Annotated in this window: 19 protein-coding genes and 1 pseudogene; 7 read left to right on the forward strand and 13 right to left on the reverse strand. The window is 67.8% G+C overall.

All coding sequences use genetic code 11. From position 1 onward, the window contains the following. Nucleotides 1-39 precede the first annotated feature (39 nt). Nucleotides 40-540, reverse strand: coding sequence for a MarR family winged helix-turn-helix transcriptional regulator (locus tag PGB34_RS19530; RefSeq protein WP_271429778.1), 501 nt, complete (start codon nt 538-540; stop codon nt 40-42). A gap of 152 nt (nt 541-692) precedes the next feature. On the opposite strand from PGB34_RS19530, the gene recA reads away from it, so the two are divergent. Further along, a complete protein-coding gene (gene recA / locus PGB34_RS19535; protein WP_271429779.1) occupies nt 693-1,799 on the forward strand; it encodes a recombinase RecA in 1,107 nt (368 codons plus the stop codon). Between the two features lie 26 nt (nt 1,800-1,825). Continuing rightward, nucleotides 1,826-2,290, forward strand: a complete 465-nt coding sequence (gene recX, locus PGB34_RS19540) for a recombination regulator RecX (protein WP_271429780.1) — start codon at nt 1,826-1,828, stop codon at nt 2,288-2,290. Nucleotides 2,291-2,311: 21 nt separating this feature from the next. On the opposite strand, the gene PGB34_RS19545 is transcribed toward recX, so the two are convergent. Both PGB34_RS19545 and argC read right to left on the reverse strand, forming a co-directional pair. Further along, entirely contained in the window at nt 2,312-3,022 is a 711-nt protein-coding gene (locus PGB34_RS19545; protein ID WP_271429781.1) for a MarC family protein, read from the reverse strand. A gap of 65 nt (nt 3,023-3,087) precedes the next feature. Next, nucleotides 3,088-4,011 carry an N-acetyl-gamma-glutamyl-phosphate reductase gene (gene argC / locus PGB34_RS19550; RefSeq protein ID WP_271429782.1) on the reverse strand — a complete coding sequence of 308 codons (924 nt, stop codon included), beginning with the start codon at nt 4,009-4,011 and terminating at the stop codon, nt 3,088-3,090. Between the two features lie 200 nt (nt 4,012-4,211). Between argC and sucC the strand changes: the two genes are divergently transcribed. The 3 genes from sucC (at nt 4,212) to PGB34_RS19565 (ending at nt 7,152) form a co-directional block, all read left to right on the forward strand. After that, nucleotides 4,212-5,378, forward strand: coding sequence for an ADP-forming succinate--CoA ligase subunit beta (gene sucC, locus PGB34_RS19555; protein WP_271429783.1), 1,167 nt, complete (start codon nt 4,212-4,214; stop codon nt 5,376-5,378). A gap of 12 nt (nt 5,379-5,390) precedes the next feature. After that, nucleotides 5,391-6,284 (forward strand): succinate--CoA ligase subunit alpha, encoded by an 894-nt coding sequence (gene sucD, locus PGB34_RS19560; protein WP_271429784.1) that lies wholly within the window; start codon nt 5,391-5,393, stop codon nt 6,282-6,284. A 175-nt stretch (nt 6,285-6,459) separates the two neighbouring features. Further along, nucleotides 6,460-7,152 carry a TerC family protein gene (locus PGB34_RS19565; protein ID WP_271429785.1) on the forward strand — a complete coding sequence of 231 codons (693 nt, stop codon included), beginning with the start codon at nt 6,460-6,462 and terminating at the stop codon, nt 7,150-7,152. Between the two features lie 202 nt (nt 7,153-7,354). Here PGB34_RS19565 and PGB34_RS19570 read toward each other — a convergent pair whose 3' ends face one another. After that, nucleotides 7,355-8,299: a LysR family transcriptional regulator gene (locus PGB34_RS19570; RefSeq protein ID WP_271429786.1), complete on the reverse strand. Its 945-nt coding sequence runs from the start codon at nt 8,297-8,299 to the stop codon at nt 7,355-7,357. Between the two features lie 167 nt (nt 8,300-8,466). Between PGB34_RS19570 and PGB34_RS19575 the strand changes: the two are divergent. Beyond that, nucleotides 8,467-9,384 (forward strand): annotated as a pseudogene (locus PGB34_RS19575) (phenylacetaldoxime dehydratase family protein). A 48-nt stretch (nt 9,385-9,432) separates the two neighbouring features. Here PGB34_RS19575 and PGB34_RS19580 read toward each other — a convergent pair. Continuing rightward, nucleotides 9,433-10,413, reverse strand: a complete 981-nt coding sequence (locus PGB34_RS19580; protein ID WP_271429787.1) for a Bug family tripartite tricarboxylate transporter substrate binding protein — start codon at nt 10,411-10,413, stop codon at nt 9,433-9,435. A 229-nt stretch (nt 10,414-10,642) separates the two neighbouring features. On the opposite strand from PGB34_RS19580, the gene PGB34_RS19585 reads away from it, so the two are divergent. Continuing rightward, nucleotides 10,643-11,683 (forward strand): carbon-nitrogen hydrolase family protein, encoded by a 1,041-nt coding sequence (locus PGB34_RS19585; RefSeq protein ID WP_271429788.1) that lies wholly within the window; start codon nt 10,643-10,645, stop codon nt 11,681-11,683. A 48-nt stretch (nt 11,684-11,731) separates the two neighbouring features. Here PGB34_RS19585 and PGB34_RS19590 read toward each other — a convergent pair whose 3' ends face one another. Genes PGB34_RS19590 through PGB34_RS19625 form a run of 8 tightly spaced genes read right to left on the reverse strand, consistent with a single transcriptional unit; the run spans nt 11,732 to nt 20,925 of the window. Then, nucleotides 11,732-12,637, reverse strand: a complete 906-nt coding sequence (locus PGB34_RS19590; RefSeq protein ID WP_333909038.1) for an EamA family transporter — start codon at nt 12,635-12,637, stop codon at nt 11,732-11,734. Between the two features lie 14 nt (nt 12,638-12,651). Then, a complete protein-coding gene (locus PGB34_RS19595; protein WP_271429790.1) occupies nt 12,652-13,605 on the reverse strand; it encodes a CobW family GTP-binding protein in 954 nt (317 codons plus the stop codon). A gap of 10 nt (nt 13,606-13,615) precedes the next feature. Further along, on the reverse strand, nt 13,616-15,262 hold the full coding sequence (locus PGB34_RS19600; RefSeq protein WP_271429791.1) for an amidohydrolase: 1,647 nt from the start codon (nt 15,260-15,262) through the stop codon (nt 13,616-13,618). Between the two features lie 40 nt (nt 15,263-15,302). Further along, a complete protein-coding gene (locus tag PGB34_RS19605; protein ID WP_271429792.1) occupies nt 15,303-16,370 on the reverse strand; it encodes an ABC transporter ATP-binding protein in 1,068 nt (355 codons plus the stop codon). Beyond that, nucleotides 16,367-17,401 (reverse strand): ABC transporter ATP-binding protein, encoded by a 1,035-nt coding sequence (locus tag PGB34_RS19610; RefSeq protein WP_271429793.1) that lies wholly within the window; start codon nt 17,399-17,401, stop codon nt 16,367-16,369. Before PGB34_RS19610 ends, PGB34_RS19605 begins: the two co-directional genes overlap by 4 nt. A 1-nt stretch (nt 17,402) precedes the next feature. After that, a complete protein-coding gene (locus PGB34_RS19615) occupies nt 17,403-18,305 on the reverse strand; it encodes an ABC transporter permease (RefSeq protein WP_408647925.1) in 903 nt (300 codons plus the stop codon). Nucleotides 18,306-18,322: 17 nt separating this feature from the next. Beyond that, entirely contained in the window at nt 18,323-19,300 is a 978-nt protein-coding gene (locus tag PGB34_RS19620; RefSeq protein WP_271429794.1) for an ABC transporter permease, read from the reverse strand. Between the two features lie 26 nt (nt 19,301-19,326). Further along, a complete protein-coding gene (locus PGB34_RS19625; protein WP_408647926.1) occupies nt 19,327-20,925 on the reverse strand; it encodes an ABC transporter substrate-binding protein in 1,599 nt (532 codons plus the stop codon). Nucleotides 20,926-20,945: the final 20 nt, after the last annotated feature.

A 20,945-nucleotide genomic window follows, 5' to 3' on the forward strand; every position in this document is an offset into this window, starting at 1 on the left:
GTCATTCTAGGAATGGGTGCTGCACAGCCGATGGCGCGTTCATGCGCCATCCATGGCATATGCCTCCAATCCCAGCATGACCACCGTCGCCACGTCCTGGCCCACGCTGGCGCGGAACTCCGCCTCGGCCTGCGCCACGCTGCGGCGGAAGGCGTCCAGCCAGGCCAGGCCGTCGGGCGTGAAGCGCACGATGCGGGCGCGCGCGTCAAGCGGGTCCGGCTCCCGCGTGACCAGGCCCCAGGCGGCGCACTGATCCACCAGCGTGCCCATGGCCTGCTTGCTCATGCCGGCGCGCTGGGCCAGCTCGGTCAGGCGCGAGCCGCCGCGCGCCAGGTGCCGGGTGATGTGGATGTGGGCGGCCGTCACCTGCTCGCGCGCCGCCAGGTTCGACAGCGCCAGCGGCACCGCCACGTCATGCGCCATCAGCGCGTAGACCCGCGCGTCGAAGCGGCGCATGGCCTCGCCCAGCAGGCGGCCCAGGTGGGTCTGGCGCCAGGCGTCGTCAGGGTCCGGGGCGGGCAGGGCGGCTGCAGCATTCATAAATCAGGCTTCATATGGTAAGCCAAACTGACCAAATAATGGGTTGCTGGAGAAGTATTCGCCCCTAAACTACTGTTCAGGCATCCAGGCTGTCATTAAGGTCAGGTGCTCAAGATCCACTTCCATCTCATTGATCCACCGGGAGATTCCACATGGACGCAGTCGTCAAGGGTGCCAACATCAGCGGCGCAGCCAACACCGAAAAGGCCAAGGCCCTGCAGGCCGCACTGGCCCAGATCGAGAAGCAGTTCGGCAAGGGCACCATCATGCGCCTGGGCGAAGGCGAGCAGATCGAGGACATCCAGGTCGTCTCCACCGGCTCGCTGGGCCTGGACGTGGCGCTGGGCGTGGGCGGCCTGCCGCGCGGCCGCGTGGTCGAGATCTACGGCCCGGAATCTTCAGGCAAGACCACGCTCACGCTGCAAGTGATCGCCAACATGCAGAAGCAGGGGGGCACCTGCGCCTTCGTCGACGCCGAGCATGCGCTGGATGTGCAGTACGCCAGCAAGCTGGGCGTGAGCCTGCCCGACCTGCTGATCAGCCAGCCCGACACCGGCGAGCAGGCGCTGGAGATCGTGGATTCGCTGGTGCGCTCGGGCGCCGTGGACCTGATCGTGGTCGACTCGGTGGCCGCGCTCACGCCCAAGGCCGAAATCGAGGGCGAGATGGGCGATTCGCTGCCCGGCCTGCAGGCCCGCCTGATGAGCCAGGCGCTGCGCAAGCTCACGGCCACGATCAAGAAGACCAACTGCATGGTCATCTTCATCAACCAGATCCGCATGAAGATCGGCGTGATGTTCGGCAGCCCCGAAACCACCACCGGCGGCAACGCGCTGAAGTTCTATGCCTCGGTGCGCCTGGACATCCGCCGCATCGGCACCCTCAAGAAGGGCGACGAGGCCATCGGCAACGAAACCAAGGTCAAGGTGGTCAAGAACAAGGTCTCGCCTCCCTTCAAGACGGCCGAGTTCGACATCCTCTTCGGCGAGGGCATCAGCCGCGAAGGCGAAATCATCGACATGGGCGTGAACGCGCGCATCCTCGACAAGTCCGGCGCCTGGTACGCCTACAACGGCGAGAAGATCGGCCAGGGCCGCGACAACGCGCGCGAATTCCTGCGCGAGAACCCCGACCTGGCCGTCGAGATCGAGAACAAGGTGCGCGAGTCGCTGGGCGTGGCCCTGCTGCCCACCGGCGCCGACGAGGACGGTGCGCCCGCAGTCAAGGGTGGCAAGGCCGACAAGGCTGACAAGGCCTGAGCGGCCGCGCGAAGGGCGCCCGCACCGTGGCCTTTGCCGCTCCCTCGCTCAAGGGCCGCGCGCTGCGCCTGCTGAGCCAGCGCGAGCATTCGCGCGCCGAGCTCGAGCGCAAGCTCGCGGCGCATGAAGAAGAGCCCGGCACCCTGGCGCAGGCGCTGGACGAGCTGCAGGCGCGCGGTTTCATCAGCGAGGCGCGCGTGGTGCAGTCGGTGCTGCACCAGCGCGCGGCGCGCCTGGGCAGCGCCCGCATCCGCCAGGAGCTGCAGGCCAAGGGCATCGATGCCGAGGCCGTGGCGCAGGCCGTGCAGAGCCTGCAGGGCACTGAACTGGAACGCGCCCGTGCCTTGTGGCAGCGCCGCTTTGCCGAGCCCCCCACCGAGCCGCGCGAGCGTGCGCGCCAGATGCGTTTTCTGATGACGCGCGGCTTCTCGGCCGAAGTGGTGGCGCGCGTGCTGCGCGAAGGCGCACAGGCGCCCGACTGCGCCGACTGACACGGCGCGGCCGGGGGCGCTTCAGGCTGGCGGCAGCAAGCCCCGCTGCACCACGCCGGCCAGCAGCGGCGCCAGCCCATCCCACAGGATCTGGATGCCCAGGCACAGCAGGATGAAGGCCGACAGGCGCATGAAGACCAGCGTGCCGGTTTCGCCCAGCGGCCGCAGGATGGCCTGCGCGTAGCGGTAGCACATGAGGATGGTGAGGGCCACCACGGCCAGGCCGACCACGGCGCCCAGCGTGCGGGCGGTGGCCGTGGCCAGCGCCGGATCGGCCAGGCTGGCCCCCACCGTGATGGTGGCGGCCACGGTGCCCGGGCCGCAGGTGATGGGGAAGGACAGCGGGTAGAAATGCGTCTTGCGCACCATCTCGGGCGTGTAGGCCTCGGCCAGGCGCGCGGCGCGCACCGACTCGGCCTCCTTGGCGTCCAGCAGGCGCCAGCCGATGTTGACCACCAGCAGCCCCCCGGCCACGCGCACGATCTCCAGCGAGATGCCGAAGAACTCCAGCACGAAGGAGCCGACCAGCGTGCAGGCCAGCATCAGCAGAAAGACGTTGCGCGCGATGCGGCGCGAAAGCTCGCGCCGCGTGCCTTCGGAGGCACCGTCCGTCAGCGACAGGAAGATGGTGGCGGTGCTGGGCGGGTTGATGATGGGCAGCAAGGTGGCCACCACCAACAATGCGCTCTTGCCCAGAGCCAGCGCGTAGCCGGCCACCTCTGCCCAGACCATCCTTTGTGGGGACCCTTGCGACGCCCTGGTTGTCTAGATAGCTTGCGCCTGTACCTGCGCGGGGCTCACAGGCCCAGCATCAGCTTCAGGTTCTGCACCGCGGCGCCGCTGGCGCCCTTGCCCAGGTTGTCCAGGCGCGCCACCACCACGGCCTGGCGATGGGCCTCGTTGGCGAACACGCGCAGCTCCAGCTTGTTGGTGTCGTTCAGCGCCAGGGCGTCGAGCTTGCCGTCCTCGGTGGCCGGCAGCACCTGCACGAACTGCTCGGGCGTGTTGCTTCTGGCGTAGTGGGCGGCCAGCGCGGCCTGCAGGTCGGCCGCCTTGGGCCTGGTGGGCAGCTGGTCGAGGTGCAGCGGCAGGTTCACGAGCATGCCCTGCTTGAAGTTGCCCACGGCCGGGGTGAACAGCGGGCGCGTGCGCAGGCCCGTGAGCGCCATGATCTCGGGGATGTGCTTGTGGGCCAGGCCCAGCGCATAGGCTTCATACAGCGGCGCCTGGCCGGCTTCGTAGGCCTCGATCATGGTGCGCCCGCCGCCCGAATAGCCGCTCACGGCGGGCAGGGCGACCGGAAAGTCGGCCGGCAGCAGGCCGGCGTCGATCAGCGGGCGCAGGATGGCGATGGCGCCGGTGGCATAGCAGCCCGGGTTGCCCACGCGCTCGGCCTGGGCCACGGCCTGTGCATGGCCGGCCACCAGTTCGGGAAAGCCATAGACCCAGCCCGGGGCCACGCGGTGCGCGGTGGAGGCATCGATGATGCGCGGCTTGGCGCCGCCCAGGCCGTCGATCAGGGCCACCGATTCGCGCGCCGCGTCGTCGTGCAGGCACAGCACCACCAGGTCCACGCCGGCCATCAGGTCGCGCTTGGCGCTGGCGTCCTTGCGCAGCTCGGGCGCAATGCTCACGAGTTCGACTTCGGGCATGAGCGCCAGGCGCTCGCGGATCTGCAGGCCGGTGGTGCCGGCTTCGCCATCGATGAAAACCTTGGGCATGTGAGAAAGCCTCGGGGAAACAGGGGGTGGGCTGGCGAAACCACGTATTGACCGCGGTCGGGCCAACAGGGCCTAAAAGCCGCCCCATGATACAGTCCAAGGCTGCTGCGGCGCCCCCCGGCCCTCTCCCGCAAAGGGTGAGCGGCCATCGGCCGCGGACCACAGCACACCCCCCAATCCCCCGCTCCGAGAGACACCTCATGAAGATTCACGAGTACCAGGGCAAGGAAATCCTTGCCAAGTTCGGCGTGCCTGTGCCCCGCGGCATTCCGGCATTCACGGTCCAGGAGGCGGTCGAGGCCGCCCAGAAACTGGGCGGCCCCGTGTGGGTGGTCAAGGCCCAGATCCACGCCGGTGGCCGTGGCAAGGGCGGCGGCGTGAAGGTCGCCAAGAGCATCGACCAGGTCAAGGAACTGTCGGGCCAGATCCTGGGCATGCAGCTCAAGACCCACCAGACCGGCCCCGAAGGCCAGAAGGTGCGTCGCCTGTACATCGAAGACGGCGCGGACATCAAGAATGAGCTGTATGTGTCGCTGGTCACCGACCGCGCCACGCAGAAGGTCGCCTTCATCGCATCGAGCGAAGGCGGCATGGACATCGAGGAAGTGGCCCATGCCACGCCCGAGAAGATCATCACCGAGTACATCGATCCGCTGACCGGCATCACGGCCGAGCAGAGCAAGAAGATCGCCGCGGCCATCGGCCTGAGCGGCGCTTCGGTGGACCAGGCCGTGGACCTGTTCGCCAAGCTCTACCAGTGCTACATGGAAACCGATGCCTCGCTGGTTGAAATCAACCCGCTGAACTGCGACTCCAAGGGCAACCTGATCGCCCTGGACGCGAAGTTCAACTTCGACTCCAACGCGCTGTTCCGCCACCCCGAGATCGTGGCCCTGCGCGACCTGGACGAAGAAGACGCGGCCGAAATCGAAGCCTCGAAGTTCGACCTGGCCTACATCAGCCTGGACGGCAACATCGGCTGCCTGGTCAACGGCGCCGGCCTGGCCATGGCCACCATGGACACCATCAAGCTGTACGGCGCCGAGCCGGCCAACTTCCTGGACGTGGGCGGCGGTGCCACCCCCGAGAAGGTCACCGAAGCCTTCAAGATCATGCTCAAGAACCCCAAGGTCGAGGCCATCATGGTCAACATCTTCGGCGGCATCATGAAGTGCGACACCATCGCCACCGGCGTGATCACCGCCTGCAAGGCCGTGAACCTGCAGGTGCCGCTGGTCGTGCGCATGAAGGGCACGAACGAAGAACTGGGCAAGAAGATGCTGGCCGAATCGGGCCTTCCCATCATCAGCGCCGACTCGATGGCCGAAGCGGCCCAAAAAGTGGTTGCAGCCGTGCAGGCCAAGTAAGGAAACAGCGTCATGTCGATCTACATCAACAAAGACACCAAGGTCATCACCCAGGGCATCACGGGCAAGACCGGTCAGTTCCACACCGAGAAGTGCCAGGAATACGCGAACGGCAAGAACGCCTTCGTGGCCGGCGTGAACCCCAAGAAGGCTGGCGAAAAGATCTTCGACATCCCAATCTACGCCTCGGTCAAGGAAGCCGCCTCGCAGACCGGCGCCACCGTGTCGGTGATCTACGTGCCGCCGGCAGGCGCTGCCGCCGCCATCTGGGAAGCCGTTGAAGCCGACCTGGACCTGGCCATCTGCATCACCGAAGGCATCCCGGTCAAGGACATGCTCGAAGTGCGCAACAAGATGAAGGCCAAGGAAGCCGCAGGCGGCAAGAAGACGCTGCTGCTGGGCCCCAACTGCCCCGGCCTGATCACGCCCGACGAGATCAAGATCGGCATCATGCCCGGCCACATCCACAAGAAGGGCCGCATCGGCGTGGTCTCGCGCTCGGGCACGCTGACCTATGAAGCCGTGGCTCAGCTGAGCGAACTGGGCATCGGCCAGTCCTCGGCCGTGGGCATCGGCGGCGACCCGATCAACGGCCTCAAGCACATCGACGTGATGCAGGCCTTCAACGACGATCCGGACACCGACGCCGTGATCATGATCGGCGAGATCGGCGGCCCCGACGAGGCAGATGCTGCCCGCTGGTGCAAGGCCAACATGAAGAAGCCGATCGTGGGCTTCATCGCCGGTGTCACCGCCCCTCCGGGCAAGCGCATGGGCCACGCCGGCGCGCTGATCTCCGGCGGTGCCGACACGGCCGACGCCAAGCTCGCCATCATGGAAGAGTGTGGCTTCAAGGTCACGCGCAACCCGTCGGAGATGGGCCGCATCCTGAAGTCCCTGATCTGAGGTGAGACCGGAGCGCATGCCGATGGTCCTGCCATGACGCTGCGATCCTGAGCGCCCGGAACGCCCGCCACTTTCCCGTGGCGGGCGTTTTTACGTTCCGGCCGAGCTTCCTTGCGATGCCGCGGACCGGATTCCTTCACCCACGAAAGCCGATGACAACAAGGAGATGTGCACCGTGGAAATTCTTCAAACCCCCCTGTTCTGGCTGGCCCTGGCCAAGATCGTCTGGATCAACATCCTGCTTTCGGGCGACAACGCGGTCGTGATCGCGCTGGCCGCCCGCGCGCTGCCGCCCGAGCAGCAGAAAAAGGCCGTGCTCTTCGGCTCCGGCGCGGCCGTGGTGCTGCGCGTGGTGCTGACGGTGGTGGCGGCCAAGCTGCTGTCGCTGCGCTTTCTGCAGATCATCGGCGGTGTGCTGCTGCTGTGGATCGGCGTGCAGCTGCTGGGCGACGAAGGCGGCGATGACGGCCCGGCCGAAGGCGTCGGCGGCCTGGGGGCCGCCATCCGCACCATCCTCATTGCCGACCTGGTGATGAGCCTGGACAACGTGATCGCCGTGGCCGCGGCCGCGCATGGCGACACGCTGCTGCTGATCCTGGGCCTGGCCCTGAGCATTCCGCTGGTGATCTTCGGCAGCGCGCTGATGATCAAGGTCATGGAACGCTTCCCGCTGATCATCCTGGCCGGTGCTGCGCTGATCGGCTGGGTGGGCGGCGAAACCGTGGCCGGCGACCTGTCGCTGCACGCACTGCTGGCGGCCCGGCCCTGGCTGCATCATGGCCTGGCCGCCGCAGGCGCTGCCTTGGTGCTGCTGATCGGCCTGTGGATGAAGCGGCGCGGCGCAGCCCGTGCCGAGGGCGCGCACTGAGCGCCTCGCACCCCACGACAGAAAACGAAACGGGTGGCCAGGGCCAGCGCCGGCACGATATCTGCGCATCGGCTCAGGCCGAGGGCCAGGACGGATGGGCACGGGCGACACCTCCGGCGCGCTGCACTGGCTGTCCGGAAGGGCAGGGACTTCAGTGCCCTCGCCGCTTGCCGGTTTGGGCGGCAAGCGGCTGCGTCGGAATTCATGCACGCGGCGTTGGTGCGGGAGGACTGTTGAGCCACTCCTGCTGTGTCGTGAAGAGCTGTTGCAAGTAACTTGTCACCGCGCGGATGCGGGAGGAGTACTGCAGGTCATGGTGCACGCTGAGCCAGAGTGTCCGACTGACGCGAGCCGCATCCGTCAGGACCGGCACCAGGCCGGACTCCTGCACGACCGAGAACTTGGGCAACAGCACCAGCCCCAGGCCTGACGCCGCGGCGCTCATCTGCGCAAGCATGCTGTTGGACTGCATGCGCATCTGCGGTTTCTGCACCAGCTCGTCGAGCCAGCGAACTGCGTCGAGCTGAATCAGATCATCGACGTAGCTGACGAACTGGTGCGAAACGAGCTCATCCAGACGCGTCGGAGTGCCGTGTGCAGCAAGGTAGGCTGGTGCCGCGTACAGATAGAGCGCGAAGTGTCCCATCGCCTCACAGGCCAGTCCCTGGCCTTCCGGACGGAAGAAGCTCACGAAGATGTCGGCCTCACGGCGGCTGACATTGACCACCGTCGCCGACGTCACCAGCTCGATGTGCAAGCCCGCATGCCGCTCCAGCAACGGCGCGAGATGGCGTGCCACGAAGGTGGTTCCGATGCCCTCCATCATGGCAATGCGCACATTGCCGGTCGGCGTACGGTCGGCGCCGGCGCCCAACTGCTCCTGCAGTGCCAGCATGGCGGCTTCCATGGCTTCGGCCTGGGGGGTCATCAGGTGCGCCAGTTCGGTCGGCTTCAGGCCCGTGGGCCGTCGCTCGAACAGTGCACCGCCCAGGCACAGCTCCAGCTGGGCCAGGCGCCGGCTCACGGTGGAATGGTCGATGCGCAGATTTCGGGCCGCTTGCGAGAGGCTGCCGGTGCGCTGAATTTGCAGGAACAGGCGCAAGCCGTCCCAGTCGAGGTCGGCCAGTGGGACCTTCTTGGTCGTCATGGTGCTGTGGTCCGATGCGTCGAAATGGCCGGCATGTCGGTGCCCGGAGACCGACAAGGGTCGTGCGGGCAATCTCCTTGAAAGCCTACAGCCTTGCAGGAATCGTGCGCACGTACCGCCGTACTCGTGCATGACCCGATGGCGCACTGCAGGTCGGCTTCTTCGCCGTGCAGGGGCCGAGCGACGAAGCGGTCGCGCGCTCCGGCTTTGCCGACTGGTCGGCCGCCGCGCTGCAGGGCCCCAATGTGCCGCTGGCCTTCGACCGTTTGCGCTTCGTCGACGAGGCCGGGCTGGTCAACCAGGTTCTGACCGCCCACTGGACCGACACCACGCACCAGCTGCGCTGGCGCGCCCGGCACGATGCCAGGTGGGCCGATGACGCGCGGCTGCGGGGCAACTGCGGCCACTGGCGTGAACTGCTGGCGGTGCCGATCAAGCGCATCGAAACGCTGTACTGGCCCGACTGCAAGCCGGCCCTGGCCCATGCACTGCCGATCAAGCCCACGCTCTATGGCGGCTACTTCGGCGCCGTGCGCGACCGCATCCCGCTGGCGGCCTGCGATACGCTGGCCACCGCCGGATCGGCCGCGCTGGGCGATTCCCGCGCCGCGCGCGACGGCGCTGGCCGGCGCTGGCGCATCACTGCGCCGCACAATCTGGCGGTGATCCGCTCCGCCAGCTACTGAGGCGGCTGTGATCCCGAGCAACTGGACGACTACGAACGGCGCCTGCGCGACCCGCTGGCGCAGGGCATGGACTTCCTGCGCAATCACCCGGAGGACAGCGGCCGCTGTTCCCTGCACTTTCAGCAGACGGTGGACGCGGTCGGCGCAGCCGTGCCCGAAACCCATGCCCACGGCTACTTCCTGAACCTGGGCAAGATGGAGCAATGGTCCGAGCGCCACGTTTCGCACAAGGCCATCTTCGGCGCTGCGATCGCGCGCTACCAGAAGTACGGCGCGGCCAACCAGCTGCGCACCTGGCACGAGGTCTTCGTGTTGCCGGGGAATGGCCAGCACTTCGAATACCTCAACTGCCACGCGGACACCGGGCTGCTGTCCTGGTTCGGAGGCGTGGCGCTGTAGCGATGCCATGCGCGGCGTGGCCCGGCGGGCCGCGCTGCGGCGTTGGTGTTATTCCAGCTTGATGTCCAGACGCTTCACGAGTGCGCCATAGATCTGCCGCTCCTCCGTCTGTAGCTTGCGCAGCGATTCGGCGGAGCTGGGGTCGGGCCGAGCACCTTGCAAGCGCACCACGTCGAAGAAGCCCTTGTCCTGCATGGCCTCGTGCACGGCCGCTGTCAGCTTGTGCACCGTGGCCTCGGGCGTGCCGGCGGGTGCATAGAGGGCCTGCCACAAGCCCATGGAGAGATCGATGCCAAGCTCCCGCAGCGTGGGTGCCTGCGGCAGCAATTCCAGGCGGGCTGGTGTGGCACTGGCCAGGATGCGTACGCGCCCGTCCCTGGCCGCGGCGTCGGCCGCGCCGGCCGGCACGAACATCATGTCGACCTGGCCGGCCAGTACCGCCTGTACCGCCGGCGCCTGGCCCGAGAAGGGCACGTGCAACATCTCAAGGCCCTGGGCCGCCAGCAGTCGCTCCATGGCCAGGTGCACGATGCTGCCCACGCCCCAACTGCCAAAGGTCAGTGCACCGGGTCGTGACTTGGCCAGTTGCACCAGATCGGACATGGTACGCACCTGGCCGAGGGACGGTCCCCTCATCAGCACGATCGGGATGCTGGTGACCAGGCTGACCGGGCGCAGGTCGGTGTCCGGGTTGTAGGGCAGCTTCTTGTAGATGAACTGGATGATGGACTGCGTGTCCACGAGCCCCATCAGGAGTGTGTTGCCGTCGGGTGTGGCGCGTGCGACATAGCCGGCTGCGATGCTGCCGCCCGCACCGGGCCGGTTTTCGACGATGACGGACTGTCCCAGCAACTCGGTCAACGGTTTGGCGATGGCACGAGCCAGCACGTCGTTGACGCCGCCCGCGTTGAATGGCGACACGATGCGCAGTGGTGCATTTGCGTGCGCGTGCATCCATGGCGCGGCGCCAAGCCCGGCGAGCGTGGAGGCCAGGGCTGTGCGGATGATGGTTCTTCGATGGATCGACATGAGTCCTCGTCAGTGCAGTGGAAGTGGAGTGGGCGCCTGCGGGCTGCGTCGTGGTCGTACTTGGTGCACGACCGACGCAGCACCGCGCGGCGGTGCCCTCCAGAACGCAGAAACCGTGCGCGCAAGCCCCGCAAAAACTGCACAAGGCCTTGCAGTTTTGCCCTGCGCTGCAGGGCGCAGGCGCCACTATCCTGATGTCTCCCTTGCTAACGATCCACGAGTCAACGACATGAGTTCATTGCCCCGGGTGCGCGTGGCCGCCGCCCACGCCGCGCCCGTATTGCTCGACAAGACCGCGACGACCGAGAAAGCCGTCGCCTTGATCGAGGAGGCCGCGCGCCATGGCGCACAGGTCATTGCCTTCCCCGAGACCTACATCCCCGCTTTCCCGGTCTGGGCCGCGCTGTGGGCACCGATCTACAACCACGACCTGTTCGAGGCCATGGTCGAGAACAGCCTGGTCGTGCCCGGTCCGGAGGTGGCGCGCATCGCGGCCGCGGCTCGCCGCCACGGCGTCTGTGTGTCCATCGGAATCAGCGAGCGCAGCACCGTCAGTGCGGGCTGCATCTGGAACAGCAACCTGTTGATCGGTGAGGACGGCACGCTGCTGAACCACCACCGCAAGCTGGTGCCGACCTTCTACGAGAAACTGGTCTGGTCGCCCGGCGACGGCCAGGGCCTGCGCGTGGCGGACACCCGCTTCGGCCGGATCGGCGGGCTGATCTGCGGCGAGAACACCAACCCGCTGGCGCGCTTCGCGCTGATGGCGCAGGGCGAGCAGATCCATGTGTCGAGCTGGCCGCCGATGTGGCCCACGCGCAAGCCGGCTGGCGATGGACGCAATTTCGACAACGTGGCAGCCAACCGCATCCGCGCGTCCGCGCACTCCTTCGAAGCCAAGGCTTTCGGCATCGTCTGCGCCAGCTTCATGGACAAGGCCATGCGCGACTTCCTCGTGGGCCGCGACCCGTCGGTGGCCGAGATCGTGGACCAGACGCCGCGCGGTGTGTCCATGTTCATCGATCCCACCGGCATGCCGGTGGGCGACACGCAGCAAAACGAGGAGGGCATCGCATACGCGGACTTCGACCTGAACCGCTGCATCGAGCCCAAGCAGTTCCACGACGTGGTGGGCTATTACAACCGCTTCGACGTGTTCTCGCTGGGCGTGGAGCGCCGGCGCCATACCCCCGTGGCCTGGAGCGGCACGGAGCAGGCCGACTTCCCGCACATCCTGGACGAAGACGCCGTGCTGGCCCGGCAAGCATGAGGCGGCCTGTGTGGCAGGCCGCTGAAAGTCAGTGCGCCGAGACGCTGCTCAGGCGGCATTCGGGCGGGCGACCCACCTGCGCCACTGCGGGTAGCACACGACCACACACAAGGCCAGCAGAACGCAGGCGCAACCCGCCCACTGCCACGGTGTGACCTGCTCGTCCAGCAGCGCGATGCCGGCGGCCATGCCGATCAGCGGGATCCCGAGGCTGAAGGGCGCGACACGGTTGGCAGGGTGGCGCTGCAGCAGCCGCGTCCACAGCGTGAAGGCGCCGATGTTGACGAACCAGCCGAGATAGAGAACCGCCATCCAGGCGCCCGCTCCCGCGTTCGTCCAGTTCTGGCGGGACTCGACAGGGTCGAAGAGCCAGGACAGCAGCAGGAACGGCAGGATCGGCACGAGGCAGGTCCACACCACGAACTGCAGCGGATCGTAGCCTGGGTGCGCGGCCTGGGTCTGGCGGGCAATGATGTTCGACGAGGCCCACATCAACGCGCCCAACAGGTTGAGCAGCAGACTGCCCAATGCGATGCCGCCGGCGACGGCGCCGCCCACGTTCATGGCAAAACATGCCAGCCCCAGCGCGGCCAGCACCAGGGCCACCTGCATGGGCCGGCTCACGTTCTCCTTGAGCACCACCACGCCCAAAATGACCGTGAAGAAGACCTGCACCTGCATCAGCACGGAGGCGAGCGCCGAGGTCATGCCCATCTGCAGCGCGACGAACAGGAAGCCGAACTGGCCCAACTGCGCCAGCCCGAACAGCAGCACGCGGGATCCGGAGACGCTCGGTCTGCGGACGAAGAAAATGAGCGGAATGACCGCGGCGATGTAGCGCAGGGCGCCGAGCTGAAATGCGGTGAAGTCGCGCATTCCATACTTCATCGCGACGAAGTTCAGGCCCCAGAGCACCACCGCCGACAGGGCGCAGGTGAGGTCAAGCGCACTCAAACTCGTACCTTCTTTCATAGCGCCGCAGCCCGCAAGGCAGTGTTGAGCGCGGCGACCGGCAACTGGCCCTGTAGCCCGATGGCGACCAGCGTGTCGTGCGCGTCGGTGGGGGCGGACGCAGCGCCGAGGGGGGCCGCACGCAGCGAGCCGTGCCGGCCCGCGAAGTGCAGTTCGGCCCGCGCATGTTCATCGGTGCGCACCAAGCCCTTGAGGCGCAGCACGCCGCGCGGCATGGCCTTGAGCAGCGCCCGCAGCGCACGGGCGCTGAACACGGGCGCGTCTTCCAGCGCCCAGGTGTCGAAGGTGCGGCTGTGATCGACCGGCTTCACCAGCCGTGGCGCCTGGCCCAACCGGGGTTGGCGCGGGCCCGTGTGCCGCGCCATGCCCAGCAACTGCGCCGGCACGCGGGCCTGCGTGGTCTCGAAGCGCGGCGTGCCGGGCGCCTCGATGTCCAGCCATTGCCGCAGCGCCTGCAGGGCCAGGCTGTCCGGCAGCTCGCATTTGTTCAGCACCAGCAGGTCGGCCGCGCGCAGCTGGCGCTGGATGGTGTCGGCCAGCAGGGGGTCGGCCGCCTGCTCGGGCAGCGCGTGCGCATCGGCCAGCACCAGCACGGCGTTGAGTGTGAGGGCCGGATCGGCCAGGCCCACCTGGGCCAGGCGCCATGGGTCGGACACGCCGCTGGCTTCGATCACGATGGCTTCGGGCGGCAGCGGCGATTCGAGCAGCCGGATCAGCGTGTCCGTCAGGTCGTCGCCCAGCGTGCAACAGACGCAGCCGTTGGTCAGCTCGATGGCTTCCGCGCTCTGCGAGGCGATGAGCGCGCGGTCCAGGTTGATGGCGCCGAAGTCGTTCACCAGCGCTGCGATGCGCTGGCCGCGCGCTTCGGTCAGCAGGTGGTTGAGCAGCGTGGTTTTGCCGGCGCCGAGGAAGCCGCCGATGACGGTCAGGGGAATGCGGGTGCGCGACATGCGGCCTCGCTCAGGCGCGGCCCGGCAGGGACAGCGGCTGGCCGCCCACCACGGTGCCCAGCACGGCCACGTCCTTGAGCGCCTGGGGCGCCACTTCCAGCGGATCCTCGGCCAGCACGCAGAAGTCGGCGAACTTGCCGATCTCGATGGACCCCACCAGGTGGTCCATGGACAGCGTGAAGGCCGCCCCCATGGTGATGGCGTAGAGCGCGTCCGGCACCGAGATGCATTCGGCTGCCCCCAGTTGCTGGCCGCTGGAAGTGAGCCGGTTGACGGCGCACCAGGCGGTGAACAGCGGCCCCAGCGGCGTGATGGGCGCATCGGAATGGATGGCCATGGGCACGCCGTGGCGCAGCGCGGTGGCGCAGGCGTCCATGCGCAGGGCGCGGTCGGGGCCCATGGTCTGTTCGCGGTGCGCGTCGCCCCAGTAGAAGATGTGGTTGGAGAACAGGTTGGCACACATGCCCAGCCGCGCCATGCGCCGGAACTGCGCCTCGTTGGCCATCTGGCAGTGCTGCAGCGTGTGGCGGTGATCCCAGCGCGGGTGCGCGGCCAGGGCTTCCTCGATGGCATCGAGCACCACCTCGGTGGCCTCGTCGCCGTTGGTGTGGATGTGCAGTTGCAGGCCCTGGGCGTGGAACTCACGGATGGTGGTCTTCAGCTCGGCCGGAGGCAGGATCCAGATGCCGTTGGGCGCGCCGTTGTGATAGCCGGGCCACAGCAGCCGGGCCGTGAAGCCCTGGATCGAGCCGTCGGCCACGATCTTGACCAGCCCGTAGTGCAGCTTGTCATTGCCGGCCTGCATTCGACTGCGCACGCGCTCGGCGCCCTGTGCCGCGGTGGTGTTGCCGTACATGTTGACGTAGGCCGGCACCAGGCGCACGGGGTAGCCGGGCTCGCCCGTGACCTGCGCGAAGGCCTCGGCATTGGCGTCCGACAGGTCGTTGACCAGGTCCGTGGCCGTCGTCACGCCGGCCAGCTGCGCCATCTGCCCGAACATGCGCAGGCTCTCGGGGTCCGACACGGTGATGCGGAAGGCATTGCCCACCAGCCGGTTCACCGGGAACATCGCCGCGAACTCCTGCAACTCGCCCGTGGGTTCGCCGCCCTCGAAGCGGGCGATGCCTTCGATGTCGGTGTCGCGCGTGATGCCGGCGCCGGCCAGGGCCGCGCTGTTGACGTTCATCAGATGCTGGCTCGCGTGCATCACCACCACGGGGCGGCGTGTGCTGACCTGGTCCAGGTGCGCCACGGTCATGCGCTCGGTGCCGAAGAACAGCGGGTCAAAACCCCAGGCCAGCAGCGGCGCTTCGGGGTCGGCCATCGCCTGATCGGCTTGCTGCAGCCGAGCGATCACTTCGTCGAAGTTGCGGCAGCCTTCCCAGACCCTGCCGTCGGGCGAGGTCCGTGCGTGGTAGCCCACGAAGCTGAACTTCCACAGCCCGCCGGCCATCAGGTGGCAGTGGCCTTCGACCAGGCCGGGCATCAGCACCTGCTCGGCATAGCGCGCATCAAGCGTGAATTCGCCCAGGGCCTGCATGCGGGCCAGGTCGCCCACGGCCAGCACGCGGCCGTCGCGCACGGCCACATGGGTGGCTTCGGGCTGCTGCGGGTTCATGGTGAGGATCTTGCGGGCCTGGAAGACGGTGATGGTCATGGGAGCGGTGAAAAAAGAGGGTGATACGGAAGAGCGCGGTTCAGGCGGCCGCCGGCAGCTGCAGCGGGCCCGTGGGCAGGCCGGCGACGGACTCGACGCGGTGGCAGGCCACCCAGTGGCCGCGCTGCACTTCGCGCAGCGTCTGCGGCTGGTCGCAGCCGGGGCCGGCAGCCGGGCAGCGGCCGGCAAAGCGACAACCCGCGGGCGGGTTGATGGGGCTGGGCGGATCACCGGCCAGCTTGATGCGCTGCGCGGCCCGAGAGCGCCCGCCCTTGACGGTGGGCACGGCCGACATCAGCGCCACGCTGTAGGGGTGCAGCGGACGCGAGAAGAAGGTCTGGCGCGGCGCGCGCTCGACGATCTGGCCCAGGTACATCACGGCGATCTCGTCGCAGATGTGTTCCACCACTGCCATGTCGTGCGAGATGAAGAGGTAGGTCAGGCCCAGCTCGCGCTGCAGCCGCGCCAGCAGGTTCAGGATCTGCGCGCGGATCGCGATGTCCAGGGCCGACACCGGCTCGTCGCACACCACCAGCTCGGGGTTCGTGGCCAGCGCGCGGGCGATGTTGATGCGCTGGCGCTGCCCGCCCGAGAACTGGTGCGGGAACAGCTGCTGCTGCTCGGGCCGCAGCCCCACGGCCGTGAACAGCTCGTCCACGCGCGCGGCACGTTCGGTCTTGGTGCCGATGTTCATGAGGTCCAGCGGCGCACGCACCGCCTCGCCCACGCGCTGGCGCGGGTTGAGCGAGGAGTACGGGTCCTGGAAGATCATCTGCACGCGGCGGCGCGCCTGGCGCATGGCTTCGTCGGGCAGCAGGCTCAGGTCGGTCACGCCCAGGCGCACGCTGCCACTGGTGATGGGCGCGAGCCGCATCACGGCCAGGGCCGTGGTGGTCTTGCCCGAGCCCGATTCGCCGACCACGGCAAGCGTGGTGCCGCGCCGCACCTCGAAGTTCACGCCATCGACGGCTCGCACCACCTCCGGCGCAGCACCGAAGCTGCTGCGCGGCCGCGGGAAGTGCACCTTCAGGTCGGTGACGGACAGCAGCACGGGGGCCTGGGGTTCTGAACTGGGACTCATCTTGGGAAAGGGGATCGGCTCGGTCATGCAGCGACCTCTTGCGCAGGGTGGGCGGATTCGCTCAGCAGCCAGCAGGCCGCGCCATGCCCGGCCTGCGCTGGGCCAGCCACGGCGGTGATGGGCGGTACCGCCTCGGCGCAGCGCGCGTGAGCATGCGGGCAGCGCTCCCGGAACGCACAGCCGCTGCCCAGCTCCCACAGCGAGGGCACCACGCCCGGGATCTCGGCCAGCTCTTCGCGCTCGCCCTGCTGGCTGCTGCCCAGCTCGGGCAGGCAGGCGATCAGGCCCTGCGTGTAGGGGTGCTGCGGCGTCTCCAGCACCTGGGCGGTGGTGCCCTGCTCGATCACGCGGCCCGCATACATCACGATCACGCGGTCGGCCATTTCGGCCACGGCGCCCATGTCGTGCGTGATCAGCAGGATCGCCGTGTCACGCTCGCGCTGAAGCTCGCGCAGCAGGTCGAAGATCTGCGCCTGCACCGTCACGTCGAGGGCAGTGGTGGGTTCGTCGGCGATCAGGATGTCGGGCCGGCAGGCCAGCGCGATGGCGATCATCACGCGCTGGCGCATGCCGCCCGAGAGCTGGTGCGGGTATTCGTGAACACGCCGATCGGGTGCCGGAATGCCCACCTGACGCAGCATCTCGATGGCGCGCGCATGGGCCGCGGCACGGTCCAGGCCCGCATGCAGGCGCAGCGACTCGGCGATCTGCTCTCCCACGGTGAACACCGGGTTGAGTGAGGTCATCGGTTCCTGGAAGATCATCGAGATGCGGTTGCCGCGCACCTCGCGCATGCGCTGGGGCGTGACCTGCAGCAGGTCTTCATCGCCGAACAGCACGCGCCCGCCGCTCACGCGGCCCGGCGGCTGCGGCACCAGGCCCAGCAGCGTGAGCGCCGTCATGCTCTTGCCGCAGCCCGATTCGCCGACCACGCACAGCGTCTCGCCGGCATGCACCTCGAAGCTCACGCCATTGAGGACCATGGCCTGGCCGCGCCGGGTGTTGAACTCGACGCGCACGTCGTCGACCTTCAGGACTGGAGGGGTGGAGGTGCTCATCTCATCGCTCCCGCAGCTTGGGATTCAGTGCATCGTTGAGGCCGTCGCCCACCAGGCTCACGGCCAGCACGGTCAGGAAGATCGCCGTGCCCGGAATCACCACCGACCACCAGGCCGACAGCACGTACTGGCGGCTCGAGCCCAGCATCAGGCCCCAGCTCATCTGGTTCGGATCGCCCAGGCCCAGGAAGGACAGGCCGGCCTCGAACAGGATGGCCGAGCCGATGGCCAGCGTGGCCGACACCACCAGCGGCGCGATGCAGTTGGGCAGGATCACCTTCCAGATGATGCGGGCGTCGCGGGCGCCGATGGAGCGCTCGGCGCGCACGAACTCCAGGTCGCGCACCTTCATGAACTCGGCGCGCGCCAGGCGGGCGGTGGCGGGCCAGCTCACCAGGCCGATGGACAGCGTCACCGTCAGCAGGCTGGGCGAGAACAGCGTGACCACCACCATCGCGAACAGCAGCGCAGGCAGTACCTGGAAGAACTCGGTCACGCGCGACAGCGTGGCGTCGATGCGGCCGCCGTAGTAGCCGGACATCGCGCCCAGCGTCACGCCAATGCTCACCGACAGCAGGGCCGCTACCGTGCCCACCAGCAAGGTGGCACGGCCGCCGTGCAGCAGCGCGATGCCCACGCTGCGGCCCATGTGGTCGGTGCCCAGCCAGGCGTCCTCGGAGCCTGGCGGCGACAGGGGCGCCGCGACGATCTCGAAGGGGTCGGCCGGCACCAGCCAGGGGCCCAGCACGGACACCAGCACGATGAGCACCAGCAGGCTCAGGCCGGCCACGGCCGAGGGGTTGCGCATGAACATGCGCAGGGCCTCGCGCAGCGGCGAAGGTGCCGCCATCGGCGGCAGGGCCGCGGGGCGGGCGAGGGTCAGGGTGGGGGAAGAGGAGGGCATGGCAGCGCGCGCGTCTCTCAGCGCTTCTGGATGCGGGGATCGACCAGGCGGTAGCACAGGTCGGTGAGCAGGTTCATCACCAGCACCACCACGGCCGACAGCAGCAGCACGCCGAGGATGGTGGGGTAGTCGCGTCGCAGCACCGACTCGAAGGCCAGGCGGCCCAGGCCTGGCCAGTTGAAGACCGTCTCGACCAGGATGGCGCCGGCCAGCACGTTGCCGAACTGCAGGCCCAGGATGGTGACCACAGGAAGGATGGCGTTGCGCAGCGCGTGCTTGTAGAGCACCACGCCGTCGGCCAGGCCCTTGGCGCGTGCGGTGCGGATGAAGTCCGCGCTCATCACTTCGAGCATGCTGGCGCGCGCCAGCCGGCTGTACTGCGCCAGGTAGACCATCGACAGCGTGACCATGGGCAGCACCAGGTGCCACAGCACGTCCAGCACGCCGGCGATGCCGCCATAGGGACCATCGATGGACTGCATGTCCGACACCGGAAGGATGGGCCACCAGGCGCCGAAGGTCAGCATCAGCATCAGGCCGGTCCAGAACACCGGCGCCGCGAAGCCCACCAGCGAGAGCACCGTGATGGCCTGCGACAGCAGGCCGTTGGGCTTGCGCGCGGCAAGCACGCCCAGCCCGGTGCCGATGAGGAAGGCACACAGCACCGAGCTGATCACCAGCAGCAGCGTGGCGGGCACGCGCTCCGCGATCAGGTCGGTGACCGGCAGGTTGAAGAAGTAGGAGTGGCCCAGGTCCAGCTGCACCACGCGACTCAGGTACACGCCCAGTTGCACGGGCAGTGGCTTGTCCAGCCCGTAGTCGGCGCGCAACTCGGCCTTGAGTTCCTCGGACATGCCGCCGCTGGCGCCGGCGATGGTTTCCACCGGATCGCCCGGCGCCGTATGCACCAGCGCGAAGTTGAGCACCACCACGGCCAGCACCAGCAGCAGCGACGGCGCGAGGCGCGACACGATCATGCGAATTACAGGCGGCATGGTCCTTCTCCCTTTCTTGCTTCAGCTCACTTCAGGAACACGTCGTCCATCGGGGAGATCGGGCCCCAGATGGTCGTCGGCACGTTGCCCACGCGCTTGCTGGTCACCGTGTTCATCGGAATCTTGTTGATGAAAAGGATCGGCAGCTCGTCCGTCACGATCTTCTGGAAGGAGGCGTAGTAGGCCTTGCGCTTGGTGGTGTCGGTGATCTTGCCGGCCTCGTTCAGCAGCTCGTCCACCTTGGGATTGCTGTAGCCCTGGGTGTTGGTCCAGACGATGGGCTTGATGTTGGTCGACAGGTAGGTGCGGTGCACGCCGATCACCGGATCGGCCCAGTTGTAGACCGAGTCCATGGTCATGTCGAAGTCGTGGGCCGCGATGCGCTTGGCCCAGGCGGGGAAGTCGGCCGAGGCCCGCACTTCCACCGCGATGCCCACCTTCTTGAGCTGCGAGCGCAGGTACTCGGCGACGTTCTTCTGCTGCTCGTCGCCGCCGGGAATGTAGTCCACCGTGAGCTTGAAGCGCTCGCCGTCCGCGCCCGCCTTGAAGCCTGCGGTGTCCAGCAGCTGGGCCGACTTCTTCAGGTCCAGCGGGTACTTCACCACGTCCGGCGCCGCGAACGGGCTGCTGGAAATGATGGGGCCGTCCTCCACCGTCGCGAAGCCGCCCATCAGTGCCTTTGTGATGAAGTTCTTGTCCACCGCGTAGGCGATGGCCTTGCGCACGTTCACGTCGTTGAGCGGCTTTCTGGTCGTGTTGAAGGCCAGCCAGTTGATGGCACCCACGCCTTCGTAGCCCTTGCTTTCGACGTTGAGCCTGGGGTTGGCCTTCATGCGCTTCATGTCCACCGAACCGGAGGCGAAGGTGAGCATGTGCAGGTCGCCGCGTTCCATGCCCAGCACCAGGTTCTGGGTGTCAGGCGAGAGGTTCAGGATGATCTTGTCCAGGTAGGGCTTGCCTGCCAGGAAGTACTTGTCGAACTTCTCCATCACCACGCGCTGGCCGGGCCGGAATTCGGCCAGCTTGTAGGGGCCGGAGCCGACCAGGCCGGCGCCGTTGCGCGGATGGTTCTTGAGGTCGGTGCCATCGCCGTAGACATGCTTGGGCATGATGGGCGCAAGCGCCGGCGACATGGCCAGGATGATGGCCGGGTGCGGCACGGCCATGCGGATGATGGCGGTGTGGGCATCGGGCGTGTCCACCTTCTCCACCGGGGCGAGCATGGTGGAGAAGGGATGGTTGGCCTTGATCGCCATGATCGAGAAGGCCACGTCTTCCGAGGTGATGGGCTTGCCGTCGTGGAAGAGGGCGTTCTTGCGCAGATTCAGCGTCAGGCTTTTACCGTCCTCGGCCATCTTCCAGCTTTCGGCCAGATAGGGCTGCGGCTTCCACTGGTCGTCGAAGCGCAGCGGGCTGGCGAAGAGCTGCGTGGATGGCACGGCGGTGGCGATGCCCGACTGCACGCCGCCGTTGAGGTGGCGCGGGGCCTGGGTGCTGCCGATCACCAGCGTGCCGCCTTTCTTGATGTCCTGTGCGAAGGCAGGCAGGGACAGGAGGCTGCCGCAGGCCATGGCGGCCGTCGCGACTGCCAGCACGGTGCGGCGATGAAGGGAGGTCAGAGTCATGGAGTGCTCCTGGCGCAAGG

The sequence above is a fragment of the Xenophilus arseniciresistens genome, assembly GCF_028023875.1.
In the GTDB taxonomy this organism is placed as follows: domain Bacteria; phylum Pseudomonadota; class Gammaproteobacteria; order Burkholderiales; family Burkholderiaceae_C; genus Xenophilus; species Xenophilus arseniciresistens.